Annotated in this window: 9 protein-coding genes; 2 read left to right on the top strand and 7 right to left on the bottom strand. The window is 65.9% G+C overall.

From position 1 onward, the window contains the following. Nucleotides 1-8: 8 nt before the first annotated feature. The 3 genes from AC3RCP_RS01995 to AC3RCP_RS01985 form a co-directional block, all read right to left on the bottom strand. A complete protein-coding gene (locus AC3RCP_RS01995) occupies nucleotides 9-6,689 on the bottom strand; it encodes an Ig-like domain-containing protein (RefSeq protein ID WP_492571760.1) in 6,681 nt (2,226 codons plus the stop codon). A gap of 50 nt (nucleotides 6,690-6,739) precedes the next feature. After that, the gene (locus tag AC3RCP_RS01990) at nucleotides 6,740-7,585 is read right to left on the bottom strand and encodes a sulfotransferase family protein (RefSeq protein ID WP_101336432.1); all 846 of its coding nucleotides are present in this window, start codon (nucleotides 7,583-7,585) and stop codon (nucleotides 6,740-6,742) included. Nucleotides 7,586-7,814: 229 nt separating this feature from the next. Next, a complete protein-coding gene (locus AC3RCP_RS01985) occupies nucleotides 7,815-9,470 on the bottom strand; it encodes a glycosyltransferase family 39 protein (RefSeq protein ID WP_492571761.1) in 1,656 nt (551 codons plus the stop codon). 221 nt (nucleotides 9,471-9,691) lie between these two features. Here AC3RCP_RS01985 and AC3RCP_RS01980 point away from each other — a divergent pair, with 221 nt between their 5' ends. Together AC3RCP_RS01980 and AC3RCP_RS01975 are read left to right on the top strand one after the other, a co-directional pair. Continuing rightward, entirely contained in the window at nucleotides 9,692-10,279 is a 588-nt protein-coding gene (locus tag AC3RCP_RS01980; protein WP_009041589.1) for a phage tail protein, read from the top strand. Nucleotides 10,280-10,332: 53 nt separating this feature from the next. Next, a complete protein-coding gene (locus AC3RCP_RS01975; protein ID WP_101336430.1) occupies nucleotides 10,333-10,644 on the top strand; it encodes a DUF6916 family protein in 312 nt (103 codons plus the stop codon). A 60-nt stretch (nucleotides 10,645-10,704) separates the two neighbouring features. On the opposite strand, the gene AC3RCP_RS01970 is transcribed toward AC3RCP_RS01975, so the two are convergent. From AC3RCP_RS01970 to AC3RCP_RS01955, 4 genes are read right to left on the bottom strand one after another with little or no spacing between them, the layout of a single operon-like run. Then, on the bottom strand, nucleotides 10,705-11,208 hold the full coding sequence (locus AC3RCP_RS01970; RefSeq protein WP_007928631.1) for a GNAT family N-acetyltransferase: 504 nt from the start codon (nucleotides 11,206-11,208) through the stop codon (nucleotides 10,705-10,707). Between the two features lie 27 nt (nucleotides 11,209-11,235). Further along, nucleotides 11,236-13,332: an efflux RND transporter periplasmic adaptor subunit gene (locus AC3RCP_RS01965; protein ID WP_492571762.1), complete on the bottom strand. Its 2,097-nt coding sequence runs from the start codon at nucleotides 13,330-13,332 to the stop codon at nucleotides 11,236-11,238. Next, nucleotides 13,332-14,651, bottom strand: a complete 1,320-nt coding sequence (locus AC3RCP_RS01960; protein ID WP_492571763.1) for an efflux RND transporter periplasmic adaptor subunit — start codon at nucleotides 14,649-14,651, stop codon at nucleotides 13,332-13,334. The genes AC3RCP_RS01965 and AC3RCP_RS01960 overlap by 1 nt, the downstream gene beginning before the upstream one ends. Beyond that, complete coding sequence (locus tag AC3RCP_RS01955) at nucleotides 14,648-15,436, bottom strand: efflux RND transporter periplasmic adaptor subunit (RefSeq protein ID WP_007928634.1); 789 nt, start codon at nucleotides 15,434-15,436, stop codon at nucleotides 14,648-14,650. Before AC3RCP_RS01955 ends, AC3RCP_RS01960 begins: the two co-directional genes overlap by 4 nt. Between the last annotated feature and the right edge of the window lie 181 nt (nucleotides 15,437-15,617).

Below are 15,617 nucleotides of genomic sequence, written 5' to 3'. Positions count from 1 at the left end.
TATTGTTTTCAGGCCTGCATTGCGCTGACGCCGGCCTGTTCGAACGCCTTGGCCAGATCGCGGATCGGCCGTTGTTCTGTGTCTTGCATCACTTGCAATTGCTGGGTCAGCGACGGTGCCCCGAACACCCCGCGCCCGCCCTGGGAAAGATCGCCAGTCTTGGCCTTGTCGCCGAAAGACTTCAGCGAACCGCCATCCTCGGCGGAGTCCTGGTCGAACAGCAGCGACAGCGTGCTTTGGCTGAACACCCCGCCATCGCCGCCACCGAAGCCGAGGAAGCCATGGCCATTGCCATCGCCTCCGGCATCGCTGCTGCCGAACACCTGGGCAATGAAGCTCGGCGCCAGGGCCCCGCGATTGATGAAAATATCCCCCAGCGGCCGGATGCCATCGCCCAGCACCCGCTGCTCGAACAACGGCGCGAAGGCCAGTGGCGAGCCCAGGTCGCCAACGGGTGGCGTGGTGACCGTGGGTTGCAACGGCACATAAGGCGGCAGCGGCGGAACCACCGGGTCGCTCGAACGGAATTCCGGATCGCCCACCGGCAGCTCCGTGGGTGGGTTGGCCGCCGGCACGGTGTTGATCGCGTAGTTGTTGGAGTCGGTGCTGCCAGCGCCGGTATTGCCGAAGGAGTCGCTCACCCCGCTGTTGTTCAGGGTGATCAGGTTGCTGGTGTCGCTGATATTGGCGGTTGGCGTCAGGGTCGCGGTCCAGGTCCGGCCGCCGTCGCTGCTGCCCAGGGCGCTCAGGGTGCCGTTGGCCACCGTCAGGTCCGAGTTGGTGAAGCCGCTCACCGCTTCGCTGAAGGTGATGGTCACGCTGCTGGTCTGGCCCACGCCGAGGCTGCTGTTGGCGACCACGATGGTCGCGGTCGGCCGCTGGGTATCGATCAGGTAATTGTTCGAATCCGTGCTGCCCAGCCCGGTATTGCCCGAGGCGTCGCTGACCCCGCTGTTGTTCAGGGTGATCAGGTTGCTTGTATCGCTGAGGTTGGTGTTCGGGGTGAAGGTCGCGGTCCAGGTGACACCACCGTCGCTGCTGCTCAGCGCACTCAAGGTGCCGTTGGTCACCATCAGGTCGCTGTTGTCGAAGCCGCTCACCGCCTTGCTGAAGGTGATGGTCACCAGGGACGTGTCGCCCACGGCCAGCATCGGGTTGGCGACCACCACGGTAGCGGTGGGGCGCACGGTGTCGATGACGTAGTTGGCCGAGTCGGTGGTGCCGCTGCCGGTGTTGCCGACGGCGTCTATCACTCCGGCATTGTTCAGGGTGATCTGATTGCTGCTGTCGCTGATGTTGATGGCCGGGGTAAAGGTGGCGGTCCAGGTCACCCCGCCATCGCTGCTGCTCAGGGCCCCCAGGGTACCGTTGGCCACTGTCAGGTCCGAGTTGGTGAAGCCGCTGATCGCCTCGCTGAAGGTGATGGTGACCGTGGTGGTTTCACCCGCTTTCAGGGCCGTGTCGGCCAGCACGATGGTGGCGGTCGGCCGCCCGGTGTCGATGATGAAATTGTTCGAGTCGGTGCTGCCGCTGCCGGCGTTGCCCGCCGCGTCACTGACCCCGCTGTTGTTGAGGCTGATCAGGTTGGTCGCATCGCTGACGTTGACGTTCGGGGTGAAGGTCGCGGTCCAGGTGATGCCGCCGTCGCTGCTGCTGACCGCGCTCAGGGTGCCGTTGCTCACCGTCAGGTCACTGTTGTCGAAACCGCTGACCGCCTCGCTGAAGGTGATGGTCACCAGGCTGGTTTCGCCAATCGGCAGGATCGGGTTGGCCACCACTATGGTCGCCGTTGGGCGAGCCGTGTCGATGACATAGTTGTTCGAATCGGTGGTGCCGCTGCCCGTATTACCCGAGACATTGATCACGCCGCTGTTGTTCAGGGTGATGACGTTGCTGGTATCGCCGACACCCACAGTCGGCGTGAAGGTAGCAGTCCAGGTGACCCCGCCATCGCTGCTGCTCACCGCGCTCAAAGTGCCGTTGGCCACCGTCAGGTCGCTGTTGTCGAAACCACTGACCGCCTCACTGAAGGTGATGGTCACCAGCGAGGTTTCGCCAGCCTTCAGGGCCGTGTCGGCGATCACGAGGGTGGCCGTCGGCACTACGGTTTCGATGCTGTAGTTGGCTGAGCTGGTGGTCCCGGTACCGCTGTTGCCGGCCACGTCGGTGAAACCGGTGTTGTTCAGGGTGATCAGGTTGCTCAGGTCGGTGATGCCCGCCGTCGGGGTGAAGGTGGCGGTCCAGGTGATACCGCCGTTGCTGCTGCTCACTGCGCTCAGGGTACCGTTGGCCACTGTCAGGTCGCTGTTGTCGAAACCGCTCACGGCTTCACTGAAGGTGATGGTCACCAGCGAGGTTTCGCCGGCCTTGAGGGTCGAGTCGGAGAGGACGATGGTGGCGGTCGGACGCAGGCTGTCGATGGCGTAGTTGTTGGAGTCGGTGGTGCCGCTGCCGGCGTTGCCCGCCCCATCCGTAATGCCGGTGTTATCCAGGGTAATCAGGTTGCTGCTGTCGCTGATACTGGCAGTCGGGGTGAGGGTCGCCGTGTAGGTGATGTTGTCGCTGGTGCCCAAGCCGCTCAACGTACCGTTGGCCACGGTCAGGTCAGCCAGGGTGAAGCCGGTCACCGCCTCGCTGAAGGTGATGGTCACGGTACTGGTCTGGCCCACGCCCAGGGCGCTGTCGGCGACCACGATGGTCGCCGTCGGGCGCACGGTGTCGATCGCGTAGTTGTTGGAATCGGTGGTGCCGCTGCCGGCGTTGCCCGAGGCGTTGGTCACCCCGCTGTTATCCAGGGTGATGACGTTGCTGGTGTCAGTGATGCTCGACGTCGGGGTGAAGGTGGCAGTCCAGGTGATGCCACCGTCGCTGCTGCTGACCGCGCTCAAAGTGCCGTTGGCGACGGTCAGGTCGGCGTTGCTGAAGCCGCTCACTGCCTCGCTGAAGGTGATGGTCACCAGCGAGGTTTCACCGATCTTCAGGTTGTTATCCGCCACCACGATGGTCGCGGTCGGCAGGACGGTGTCGATGCTGTAGTTGTTGGAGTTGGTGGTGCCGCTACCGCTGTTGCCGGCCAGGTCGCTGACCCCGGTGTTGTTCAGGGTGATCAGGTTGCTGGCATCGGCGATGCCGACGGTCGGGGTGAAGGTGGCGGTCCAGGTGATGCCGCCATCACTGCTGCTCACCGCGCTCAAGGTGCCGTTGGCGATGCTCAGGTCGGCATTGGTGAAGCCGCTCACCGCTTCGCTAAAGGTAATGGTCACCAACGAGGTTTCACCGGCGCTGAGAGTACTGTCGGCGACCACGATGGTCGCGGTCGGGCGCACCGTATCGATGGCGTAGTTATTGGAATCGGTGGTGCCGCTGCCGGCATTGCCGGCCAGGTCGGCGATGCCGGTGTTATCCAGGGTGATCAGGTTGCTGGTGTCGCTGATGCTGGCGCTCGGAGTGAAGGTCGCGGTCCAGGTGATGCCGCCATCGCTGCTGCTCACCGCGCTCAAAGTGCCGTTGGCGATGCTCAGGTCGGAGTTGGTGAAGCCGCTCACCGCTTCGCTGAAGGTGATGGTCACCAGCGAAGTTTCACCGATTCTCAGCGCGGTATCGGCAACCACTATGGTCGCGGTCGGCCGCACCGTATCGATCGCGTAGTTGTTGGAGTCGGTGGTGCCGCTACCGGCGTTGCCGGAGGCGTTGGTGACGCCGGTGTTGTCCAGGGTGATCAGGTTGGTGGCATCGGTGATGCTGGTGCTCGGGGTGAAGGTGGCGGTCCAGGTAATGCCGCCGTCGCTGCTGCTCACCGCGCTCAGGGTGCCGTTGGCGACGGTCAGGTCGGCGTTGCTGAAGCCGGTCACCGCCTCGCTGAAGGTGATGGTCACCAGTGAGGTTTCACCGATCTTCAGGGCGTTGTCCGCCACCACTATGGTCGCGGTCGGCAGGACGGTGTCGATGCTGTAGTTGTTGGAGTTGGTGGTGCCACTGCCGGTGTTGCCGGCCAGGTCGGCGATACCGGTGTTGTTCAGGGTGATCAGGTTGCTGGCATCGTTGATACCAACGGTCGGGGTGAAGGTGGCGGTCCAGGTGATGCCGCCATCACTGCTGCTCACCGCGCTCAAGGTGCCGTTGGCGATGCTCAGGTCGGCATTGGTGAAGCCGCTCACCGCTTCGCTAAAGGTAATGGTCACCAACGAGGTTTCACCGGCGCTGAGAGTACTGTCGGCGACCACGATGGTCGCGGTCGGGCGCACCGTATCGATGGCGTAGTTATTGGAATCGGTGGTGCCGCTGCCGGCGTTGCCGGCCAGGTCGGCGATGCCGGTGTTATCCAGGGTGATCAGGTTGCTGGTGTCGCTGATGCTGGCGCTCGGAGTGAAGGTCGCGGTCCAGGTGATGCCGCCATCGCTGCTGCTCACCGCGCTCAAAGTGCCGTTGGCGATGCTCAGGTCGGCGTTGGTGAAGCCGCTCACCGCTTCGCTGAAGGTGATGGTCACCAGCGAGGTTTCGCCGACCCTCAAGGCGTTGTCCGCGACCACGATGGTCGCGGTCGGCCGTACGGTATCGATCGCATAGTTATTGGAGTCGGTGGTGCCGACCCCGGCGGTGCCCAGGCCATTGATGACCCCGGTGTTATCCAGGGTGATGACGTTGCTAGTATCGGTGATGCTCGAAGTCGGGGTGAAGGTGGCGGTCCAGGTAATGCCGCCGTCGCTGCTGCTCACCGCGGTCAGGGTGCCGTTGGCGATGCTCAGGTCGGCGTTGGTGAAGCCGGTCACCGCCTCGCTGAAGGTGATGGTCACCAGCGAGGTCTCGCCGATTTTCAGCGCGGTGTCCGCGACCACTATGGTCGCGGTGGGCGGTGGTGCATAGGCGGTATTGAGGATGCCGCCGTCGTTGTAGATGGTCGCCACCGATGTCGGCGAAGTACCGGTGCTGCCACCGCCCAGCGCTACGCCACCGGCGCCGCTGGCCGCCGCGTTGCCGCTCAGGGCGGCGAAGTTGGCGGCGGTGATCAGGAAGGTGCCCTTGTTCCAGACCGCGCCGACGCCGCGGCCGCCAATCCCGCCATTGCTGGCGTTGCTGCCTTGGCCGCCACCACCGCCACCGCCGCCGCCCGCGCCGATGTTGTTGCTGATGGTCGAGGTGCCGATCACCGTGAGGGTGCCGCTGGAGGCGTTGTAGATCCCGCCGGCGGCATTGCCGCCCGCGCCGCCGACCTTGTCCCAACCCGCGCCGCCGCCACCGCCGCCGATGGAAATCGTGCCGTTGGTGGCCGAGGCGCCGTTGCCGCCGTTGCTGTAATAAGACACGCCCACGCCGCCGGCGCCGCCGGTGCTGGTACCGCCGCGACCGCCCATGTGGGTGGCGTCGTAGCCACCGCCATAACCGCCCACGCCACCGCTGCCAGCCTGGCCGCCCAGTGTGCCGGTGCCGGGGCCGGCGGAACCGCCGTGGCCGCCACCCTGGCCGCCCAGCCCGCCGCCACCACCACCGCCACCGCCGTAAAACGCGCCGGTGACACCACCCCCGCCACCGCCGCCCGAGGCCGCGTTGGAGGTCACGGTGACGTTGTTGAGGGTGAGGTTGCCGGCGTTGAAAATCCCCCCGGCCATGGCGCCGGTCGCGCCATACCCGCCGTTGCCGCCGTTACCCGAGACCAGGCCCCGGGTGATCACCAGGCCATCGAGGGTCACGGTACTGCCCGCGGTCACTTCAATGACCCGGGTGCGGTACTGGCCGTCGAGGATCACGTCCGCCGCGCCGTCGTTGTTCAGGTCGCCGTCGATGGTCACGTTCTTGTTGACCAGCAGTTCGGAGGTCAGCTGCACCGTCATGCCGCTGCTGAAGGTGACGATGTCGCCGTTCTGCGCCGACGCCAGTGCCGCCCGCAACGAACCCACGCCGGTGTTGGCGTTGTTGGTGGCGGTCCAGGTCGCCAGCCCCCACTGATAATCCTGCATGGCCTGGGTGGACAGCACGTTGGCGCTTTCGATGGTGCCGGTGGCGATCTCCAGTTCCCAGTCGCCCCCCAGGCCGGTGCGGTCGCTGGAGGCTGCCACGTCGCGACCGGTGAGTTGCGCCAGCGAGTCGACGAAACTCAGGCCGCGTTCGCCCTCGGCGGTGTAGCAGCCGTAGATCAGGATATCGCCGCCGGCGTTCATGTCCTGGCCGATGTCCGCCAGCACCGCGCTGCGCGCCTGGACGTTGTCGGCCGAGAGGTAGCTGTTGCCCAGCCACAGGTCGCCGGCATTGCCGTGGGCGATGATCTGCACCGAACTGACGCCCTGATGCTGGTCCAGGTAATCGGCGATCTGCTGCAGGCCATCCTGGTTCACCCCCAGTTGCACCACCTGGGTGCCGGGCGCCAGGCCCTGGAGCAGACTGTCGGCGTCCTTGACCCGCGAATCGACGAACACCACCGTCAGCCCCGGTACCGCGGTCGGGGTCACGGCAGGCGCGGCATCGGCCTGGCCATGGGTGTCGTTGCTGACGCTCGGCTGATCGGCGGCGGTCGGCGTCTTGGCCACGTCCGTGGTGGTGTGGCTGTCCGGCTGGGCGACATCGGTCACCGTCGCCGCCACCGCACCGTCGAACAGCATGCGCGGCTCCAGCGGCATGATCATCGGAGAGGCCAGGGCATTCGCCCGCCCGGTGGCCCGCTGATTGACCTGCGACTTGCCTTTGCTCCACCACATGATGCTCACCCGGACTCGAACGTGCTGAAAGGTGCAAATGAAAACCGCGGTCAACGGACCGCGGCGTCGGATTTCATGCGAATGACATTGGCGGCGCTGGATGCCCCGTCTTTCCAGAAGGACAGCTCCGCATACTTCTCGAACAGGTCCGGCGGCAGGATGGTGCGCCGCGACTGCAGCGCCACCCGCGCCTTGACCTTGTGCAGGCCCGCGACCCCCAGCGCCTGGTCGAACTCGGGCGCGTCGTAGGCCAGGCGGTCGAAATCGTGTTCGAACCAGGGTTCGTCGATAAAGTCGTAGATCAGCCGCATCACCCGCTCCGGGGCCTGGCTCAGCAGGTCGTAGTCGACGATCAGCAGCGAATCGGCGTTTTCGCCGTAATAGGCCTCTTTCAAGGCGGTCCAGGCATACCCCACCAGACGGTTGTGCTGGGCCAGGGTTTCGCAGCGGCTGTAGACCGAATTACGCTCGACCGCATCGCCGAACAGCTTGGTGTTTTCGAAAGGGTTGGCCCGGTACAGCCGTTCCAGGCTGTCCATGACCCAGGCGACATTGCGCACACAGGCGATGGTCCTGGCCTTGGGAAACAGGTCCTTCAAGGCCGGCAGGCGCGCGCACCATTGGCGATTGGTGTCGAAGACAACGGGTTTATCGGCCTTGTCGGCGTAGTAGGAGTCGAACAGCCCGCGCAGCAGGCGGCGGCGCATATCGATGTCGATGACCGCGCCGAATTCGCTGCCGGCGCTGCATTGTTCGAGGATGCCGCTGAACAGCGCCCCCACCGGGCTGGTCATGCCGGCGTGAAAGCGCGGGTTCTGCAGCAGGATGGCCGACAGCAGGGTCGACCCTGAGCGCGGTAAACCGGAGATAAAGTGGAACTGCGGCAATCCCTTCACCCTAGCTATAAGTCCATTTGTAGGAAAAAGCGTAGTGCAAGGTCAGAAAACCAACTAGTGGTGCTTTGATATCAATTCGAAGCAAAAACCATAAAAAACGTGTGCTTTAAAAGCACTCGCCGCTCTGGGACTGGACGTGAACCGATTAAGCCACTACCGGCTCTGAATTCTGCCTTTCGTCATCGGCCGGTTCACAGGCCGATTTTTTGCGCAAAACCGCCCAAGGCCGCTATCCAGCAGGTTTCCCAGCCTGGGCGCACAGTGCTTGCACCGACGCCTGGCCCTGCGCCGCGCCGCATATCACCAGTAACCGCGCCGTGACCCCGCCGGCGGTGAATTCGCCGGTTTTTCGCCATTGCGTCGGCAGCGGGGCGAATTCGTCGGGTTGGTCGGCCGTGCCGATCAGCCAGACGCGACCACTGCCCACCGGCAACGCCGACAGCCGGTCGAGGTAAAGCCTGTCAGCCTGCTGCTCGACCAGGGTGCCGAAACCATAGGCGTTGGGCCGAGTGGAGACGCCGGCGGGCGTGGGCGGGGTGTAGAGCAGCGGCTGGGCGTCGGTACGGTTGTAGTAGACGTAGCTCAGGTACCACAGCAGGTCGCTGGTGACGATCCGGTCGCCGGCCACGTAGCGCTGGTTCACGTAGTCCACCAGCACGCTGATCTGATCGTTGCTATCCACCGTGGCGTTGTTGTTCAGGCCGACCCCCTCGGCCCCGGCGAACAGCAGCAGGACCGCCAGCGCCAGCGCGCGGGCATGCACCTGGGCGTGCTCCAGCAGCCGGTCGATCGCCATCGCGAAAAGCAGCGGCAGGCCCAGGGCATAGGCCGTCAGGTAGCGCTCGATGAACACCGGCGTAACGAATGACACCGCAAACACCAGCAACAGCGGCAGCACGCTGTAGATCGCCAGCAGCCAGCTCCAGCGCCAGGGCGTGCGGTCGCGCCAGGCGAGCATTGCGACAACGCTCAGCACCAGCAGCGGCAGGCCCGCGAACAGCAGCGGGGAACGGCTTTCGCCATCGTCCTGGGTCAGCAATTGCCAGACCATCGAGGGCAATGAAAAAAACTCCACCGATGGCTCCCAGCCCACGTCGCCGCTGGCTTTCAGCTGGTCGATATGCTGCAGCAGGTCCACCAGCCCCGGCAGCCAGGGGGCGAACAGCATGACGATGGCGAGGTTGGCCAGCCACCAGCCCGGCTGGTTGATCGCCCGGCTCGCAGGCGTCGCTTGCAGGCGCAGCAGCAACAGGTACGCCCAGTGGGCGAGCACGCAGAGCGCGGTGAAATAGTGGGTGTAGAACGCCGCGCTCATCAGCAGCGTGTAATACACCAGGTAGCGCTGGCGTCGGGGCTGCCTGAGCCAGTACACCAGGGCCAGGGTGGCGCCGAGCAGCCATACCCCCAACAAGGCATACATGCGCACTTCCTGGCTGTAGCGCACGGCGGTGGGCAGCAGGGCCAGCAGGAACCCGGCGAGGATCGCCGCACGGCGGCTGGCGATCTGCGCCACCAGCCACACCCCCAGGCCGACACAGACGATCCCCGGCCAGGCGCTGAAACTGCGAATGGCAAAGATGCCGTCGCCAAACAGCGCGATCCAGCCGCGCAGCAGCATGAAGTACAGCGGCGGATGCACATCGTGGGCGGCATGCACCCAGAGTTCGCTCAGGCCGTAGCGGCTGAGCAGCAGGCTGGAGCCTTCATCGCCCCAGATGGCCGCGGCGGTCAGGTCGTAGAAACGGGTGGCCGCCGCCAGCAGCAAAATCGGCAGCAGCCAGTACGCCCGCAGCACCGCGACCAGGCGCTGTCCGTCGCTCGCCAGCCGATGGGCGATGCCCGGCCCGGCCGTATCCAGCAATTGCGGCTCTCTGCGAAACGCCATGAATGTCCCCTGCACCAACGTTTTACCAGCACAGCATCGCTGTTTATCCGGCCAGACATAAGGCACCCCATCACCCCAGGCGACTGGCGGAGCAGCGTCTACGCTAACCATTGCTGTCAACGAGCCCGCTTGGCGTTCTGACCGTATCGGTCAAGCTGTCAGGCCAGACACCAGGGATCGGCTCAGGGAGTTCCACTGATTAACCTGAAGGATAAAAAACTATGGAAGTGTTCATGGGCACCATTCAAGCTTTTTCCTTTAACTTCCCTCCCAACGGCTGGGCCTCGTGTTATGGCCAGACCCTGGGAATCTCGCAATACCAGGCGCTGTTTTCGCTGCTGGGCACCTACTACGGCGGCAACGGCACCACCAACTTCCAGCTGCCGAACCTGCAAGGGCGGCTGCCCATCGGCCAGGGTAACGGGCTGGGCCTGACGCCACGGGTGATAGGCGAGGTTTCCGGTACCGAAAACGTCACCCCGACCCTCAACAACCTGCCGTCCCACACCCATACCCTCGCCAGCGTGAGCGCCGCCACCACGCTGCAATTGGCCAACCCCGCCAGCAGCCCGGTCAGCGTGCCGACGGCCACCAACTCGTTCATCGGCACCTCCGGCGGCGGGCCGGGCACCGCGACCATCTATTCCGACGGGCTGGGCGCCACGCCGGTGCCCCTCCAGGGGGTCAGCACCACGATCTCCGGCACCATCTCGCCCGCCGGCAACGGCCTGCCGCTGGAAGTCATGAACCCGTTCCTGGTGATCAACTTCAGCGTGGCCTTGAACGGTCTGTTCCCATCGCGCAATTGAAGTTCGCGCCGGGGGACATTCCCCCGGCCCTTTTTCCAGCCAGGAGTGGCGCCATGCTGCATCTGCTGCAAAGTGAGCATTTCCAGCCTTTGCTGGGGCAAACCTGCAATCTGTTGCTACCGGACGGCAGCGTGTTGCCGGTCCATATCGAGTCCATCAAGGACACTCCCCAGGCCCGCATGCCGAACAGCCCGCGCATGCCCTTCTGCGTCGAGCTCAACAGCCTGGCGCCGACAGCGTTCGTCGACGGCCTGTGCGACCTGGAACTGCCCGGCGTCGGCCACCTGCAGGGCATGTTCGTGTCACGGGTGCCGGCCCTGGGCCGCGATCCGACGCTGGGCTATTTCTATATCGCCTTCAACTGAACCGAGCGTGCCTGGCGGCAGCGCCCCGGGCACCGGCTCGAACCCGCCGAATTACGCCGCTCAGCCGCGCGGGCCGGGGTACCACACCAGCCGCTCGGCCGCCGGGTTGGCTTCCTCGACCTGAAACCCCAGCGCCAGGTAATGCCGGCGCGCATGGGGGTTGCTGGCCCAGACCACCGTGGCCACCGGGCAGCGCACCTGCTCGGCGGCTTTCTGCACGCCCTGCAGCACCGTGCGCCCATAACCGCGACCGCGGGCGGCGGGAATGAACGCCAGGTACAGCACACGAATTTCATTGGCGCCGAAATCGGTGGTCAGGGCACCGATGGCGCTGCCGAGCTTTTCGATCACGTAGTGCATGGCGCCGGGGAAGTTCTCCCCCGCCCCCTGCTCCTGGACCTGGAACTGCTGGGCGATCACCTGCTCGATCTGCTCCTGTTCGCCATCGATCCATTGCAGATCGCTGCGCGCCGAACGGTAAAGGCTTTGCAGGAACGGTCCGTCGGTGGGCCGCGACGGACGTACCACCAGGCCATCGGACATGGCCGAATCCTTATGCAACATATGCGTTCTCCCTGAAAATTCCTTGTTTCAGAACCCGCTTTCCCTCACGCCCAGCGCCGCCAGGCGCCGCCAGGCCGTACCGAGCAGCGACTCGCCACGCCCCTGCAACACCACCACGCCGCGCAGCGGCTGGCTCGGGGTGACGCTGGCATCGAGCACCTTGAGCCGCGCGCCGTACTGCGCCTGGACCGGTTCGGCGCGGCGGCTTTCATCGCGGCGCACCGCAATCGGCCCATGGTGATCGGAGGTCAGCGCCTCCTGATCGATATACGCCACACCGTTGGTATCGACTTCGGTCAATTGCACCTCGAGCGCCGGGTGCATCGGGTCGTCGGCGATAAAGCGCCCCGTGGCGCCCGGCGCGACCCGCCACAGGTCGGCCTCGGCGAGAAACCCACGCAAGCGCGCCCCCGGCTCGACCACCCGGGCCAGCGGCTCCTTGGGCGAAACCCAGCGGCCCACCTGCAGTTGCGGCAGCAAGTCGCGCAGTTGGCCGGCCTCGGGCGCGCGCAGCAGCAGACGCTCGCGTTGCGCCGACAGGCCGCGGTATTCGGCCACGGCCTCGGCCAGCTGCTGCTCGACGATCCCGGCATCGGCGGCGGTCTCGCTGCGCCCGGCGCGGCGGCGCATCTGCAATTGCTGGATCTCGATTTCCCGCCGGGCGATGGCCTGGCGCGAGGCCAGGTCCGGGGATTCGAGCTCAACCAAAACCTGGTCCTTGCTCACCGCCTGGCCGTCGCTGACATTGACCTGCCGAACCCGCGCCGCCACCGGCGCATGCAAGGCGCTGGCGCGTCCGGCTTCGAGCATCGCCGGCACCTCCACCGAGCCGCGCCAGGGCACCGCCACCAGCAGCAGCGCCGCCAACAACCCCAGGCCGCTGAGCAATACCCGTGGCGCGTGGGCCTGTTCGCGGTGCGTCCACCATTCGCGCCATTCCCGCACGATGGGCAAAAAGATGAACCAGACCAGTTCCACCAGCATCAGGAAGATGCCCAGCAGCTTGAAAAACAGGTGGTACACCGCCAGCGCAATCCCGAAAAACAGCACCGCGCGCCACAGCCACGAGCCATAACCCCACCACAGCAGACGCCGCTGCATGGCCGGCGACCAGGGCTCCGGCGCCGGCTGCCGGTAGCCGAACAAGGCCTCGCGCAGACGCCAGCGACAGAGGGCGAAGGCCCGCCCTTGCAGGTTGTCCACCTCCCAGAAATCGCTGAGCAGAAAATAGCCGTCGAAGCGCATGAAGGGGTTCAGGTTGATCACCAGGGTGGTGATCCAGGTGGCGCTGGCGAGCATGAAGGCCGCGGTGCGCGCCGGGCCGTCCGGCAGCAGCGACCAGGCCAGCAGGGCGATGCTGGCCAGCAGCAGCTCGGCCAGCACGCCGCCGGCGCCGATCAGCAAGCGCGCGCGACGGTCATTGACCCGCCAGGCATCACTGACGTCGGTGTAGAACATCGGCAGCAGCACCATGAACGCCACCCCCATGCTCTGCACCCGGCAACCGGCGCGCTTGGCCATGAAAGCGTGGCCGAACTCATGGCACAGCTTGGCGAAGAACAGCGCCACGCCGAACGCCAGGGCGCCACCGAGGCTGAACAGGTGGGGAAAGGTCGCCAGGAAGCGCTGCCAGTCCCGCGACACCAGAAACACTCCCAGCCCCAGGGTCAGGGGCAAGCCGTAGCGCAGCAGCCCCGGGCCGAACCGCGCCAGCCACGGCCAGGCACGATTGAGAAAGGCGTCCGGGCGCCACAGCGGAATACGAAAGAACAGGTATTGGTGCAGCAGCACCTGCCACAGGCTCTGGTGCTGCGCGGCGGCCTTGAGCTCATAGCTGGCGCGCTGCTGCGGATCGAGGGCGGTGATCAGGTCATGGCTGCGCAAGAAGCCCAGCAACTCTTCCAGTTCCGCGCCGCCCAGGGGCAGCCCCGGCTCGCGGTTGGCGGCGCGCAGCACCTGCCCGGCGTCCCCCAGGGACCAGTGCCTGAGCAAGCGCATCGCCGCTGCGCCGAGCTTGAAATAGCGGCCGCGCACCGGGTCGGCCAGGGTCCAGCGCGGCGAACCGTCCAGCGCCGGCGCCGCCGGCGACAGCTGCAAGTCCGCGCGCAGGCCCGGCAGGTTCATTACAGGCCCACGCTCTGCCGCAGACCGGCCAGCGGGCGGCGCAGCAGGTACAGCGCCAGCGGCGCGCGCTCACCGAAGAGCTTGGCCGTGCCGCGCAGGCCGATCCGCGGCGGCGCGTCGCGAAAACGCGCATCGAGGCGGTAGGCCAATTGCCCGCCCGGCGTCGGCTGCGCCTCGTAGGCCGCCCGTTCGAGGCTGGCCAGATGGCGCTGCAACGGGTCGCTGTCGAGAAACAGCGCCACCTGCGCGCCGGGCTCCAGGGCAATGGCATCGCCCACGGCCAGTTCGATGCGCAACTCGGCCTGGTTGGGGTCGGCGATTTCCATCAGGCGCTCGCCGGTCTGCACCGGTTTGCCGGTCCAGCGCTCGGCGTCGGCGAACACCGCGATGCCATCGCGTTCGGCCCGTACTTCGCTGCGCTTGAGCAATTCGCGGGCGTAATCGCGTTCGGCGCGTTTCTGTTCGACCCGGGCCGCCAGCAGGTCGATCTTCGAGCTGGATTCGGCATCGGCGAAGGCCCGCTGGGAATTGGCCTTCAGTTCCGCCTCGGCCACGCCCAAGGCGCGGGCGGCGACATCGGCCTGGGCATTGAGGGTGGTGTTTTCGAAACGCAGCAGCAGGTCGCCGGTCTTCACCGTCTGGTTAGGCTTGACCAGAAACTCGGCGATCACCCCGTCCAGCGGCGCCGCCACCACACGCCCGCCCAGCGGCACCACTTCGGCCGGCGCCAGCACCGACTGCCGCACCGGAATCAGCAAGCCCAGCAACACCACCGCCAACAGCGCCAGCCGGCGTTTGCGGTTCCAGCGCAGGCGCCACGGCTTGCGCGGTTGCAGCGCCAGCCAGGCGTGGCTGTAGGTGTCGCCCAGTTGTGCCAGCAATACTTGTTCGGAAGGGTTCCACGGATTGTCGCGGGCCAGCCACAGGCCACCAAAGAGCGCGCCCTGACGATCGATCAGCGGCAACCAGAACACCTGCGCCGCCGACAGGCTCTGCCAGTCGGCCCGTACCGGGGCGCTCAGTTGCTCGGCCGCGACCACTCGCGCCTGCTGCGCGAGTTCGAGCTTGAACAGTCGGGCCACCGCCTGCTCGACGAAAGCCACGAAGGGCGCATTCGGATCGAGCGCGCTGACGCCAGTCACCGCGCGGACCTTGCCGGCGATCACCAGCGCCGCGTGGCGATAGCCGAACAGTGCCTGGCTGTCGTTGACCAGGCTGTAGGCCAGTTGCTCGACCGTGCGCGCGGCGCGGGTCTGGCGCTCCAGGTCGAGGAACCGGGCGAAAACCTGCTCGGCGGCGCCCGCTACCGGCGCGTTCATTTGAGCTCCGCGAACCGCGCCGTGCCGCTCATGCCCGCCAACAGGCCCTCGGCGTTGGGTACGGCCGCCACCAGCAGCAGCGTCTGGCTGCCTTCGTCGATCCGCGCGCCGAGGCGCTTGACCGTGGCGGCCAGCGGCTTGCCGGTTTCATCGGGGACGAAGCTGAAGGTCTGCCCGGCCTTGAGCTTGCCCATCCAGCTCGACGGCACCAGCAGGTGGATTTCCAGGGAACGGTTGTCGACGATTTCCAGCAAGGGCGAGCCGGCCGTCACGCTTTCGTAGCGCTGTACCTTGCGCGCCACCACCTGCCCGTCGAACGGCGCGATCACGCTGCAACGCTTGACCTGCACCTGGTAGACCTGGGATTGCGCCTGGGTCTCGGAGACCTTGGCCGCGGCTCGCGCCACTTCGAAGCGGCCGACCGAGTTGAGCGAAGCCAGTTGGCGGTTGTGCGCCAGCTCTTCGTTGGCGCCACGGCTGGCGGCCTGGGCGGCATTGAGCTGGGCCTGGTAGGCCGAGCAATCGAAGCGCGCCAGCACCTCGCCTTTCTTGAAGGACTCGCCTTCGCTGTAGGGTAACTCGACAATGCGCCCGGACAGTTCGCCGGCCAGTACCGCCTGATCCTTGGCCCGCAACACACCGCGCGCTTCGCTGCCGCTGGCCACCGCGGCGCCGGCAGCGCTGTCACTGAGCAGCGGATCGTCTGGCGCAGGTGTCTGCGCCTGTGCAAGGCACGCCAGACAGGTCAATCCGAATCCCAATCCCAATCCATGAAATCGCCGCATAACCGTAACTCCCTGACGGATGGGCGGAGTCTAAGACAGCAAGCGCAAGCGTCAAGCAAGTGGCCACTATCTTTATCGATCCCGACAACGGCATCGAGCACCCGCCTGACAGCATAGATGCCTTGTCCGGCGCGGCGTGTATCGGGTCGTGTGGGTATTTTAGATGCCAGCGAATGCCTTC

This window comes from Pseudomonas sp. GW822-FHT05A08 (assembly GCF_058800485.1).
The sequence above is the reverse complement of the archived record's forward strand: the minus strand, read 5'-3'. Positions and strand labels throughout refer to the sequence as shown.

Coding starts and splice junctions, on each gene's coding strand:
- AC3RCP_RS01995 (WP_492571760.1), bottom strand. CDS start 6,689: ATGTGGTGGAGCAAAGGCAAGTCGCAGGTCAATCAGCGGGCCACCGGG.
- AC3RCP_RS01985 (WP_492571761.1), bottom strand. CDS start 9,470: ATGGCGTTTCGCAGAGAGCCGCAATTGCTGGATACGGCCGGGCCGGGC.
- AC3RCP_RS01980 (WP_009041589.1), top strand. CDS start 9,692: ATGGAAGTGTTCATGGGCACCATTCAAGCTTTTTCCTTTAACTTCCCT.
- AC3RCP_RS01975 (WP_101336430.1), top strand. CDS start 10,333: ATGCTGCATCTGCTGCAAAGTGAGCATTTCCAGCCTTTGCTGGGGCAA.
- AC3RCP_RS01970 (WP_007928631.1), bottom strand. CDS start 11,208: ATGTTGCATAAGGATTCGGCCATGTCCGATGGCCTGGTGGTACGTCCG.
- AC3RCP_RS01965 (WP_492571762.1), bottom strand. CDS start 13,332: ATGAACCTGCCGGGCCTGCGCGCGGACTTGCAGCTGTCGCCGGCGGCG.
- AC3RCP_RS01960 (WP_492571763.1), bottom strand. CDS start 14,651: ATGAACGCGCCGGTAGCGGGCGCCGCCGAGCAGGTTTTCGCCCGGTTC.
- AC3RCP_RS01955 (WP_007928634.1), bottom strand. CDS start 15,436: ATGCGGCGATTTCATGGATTGGGATTGGGATTCGGATTGACCTGTCTG.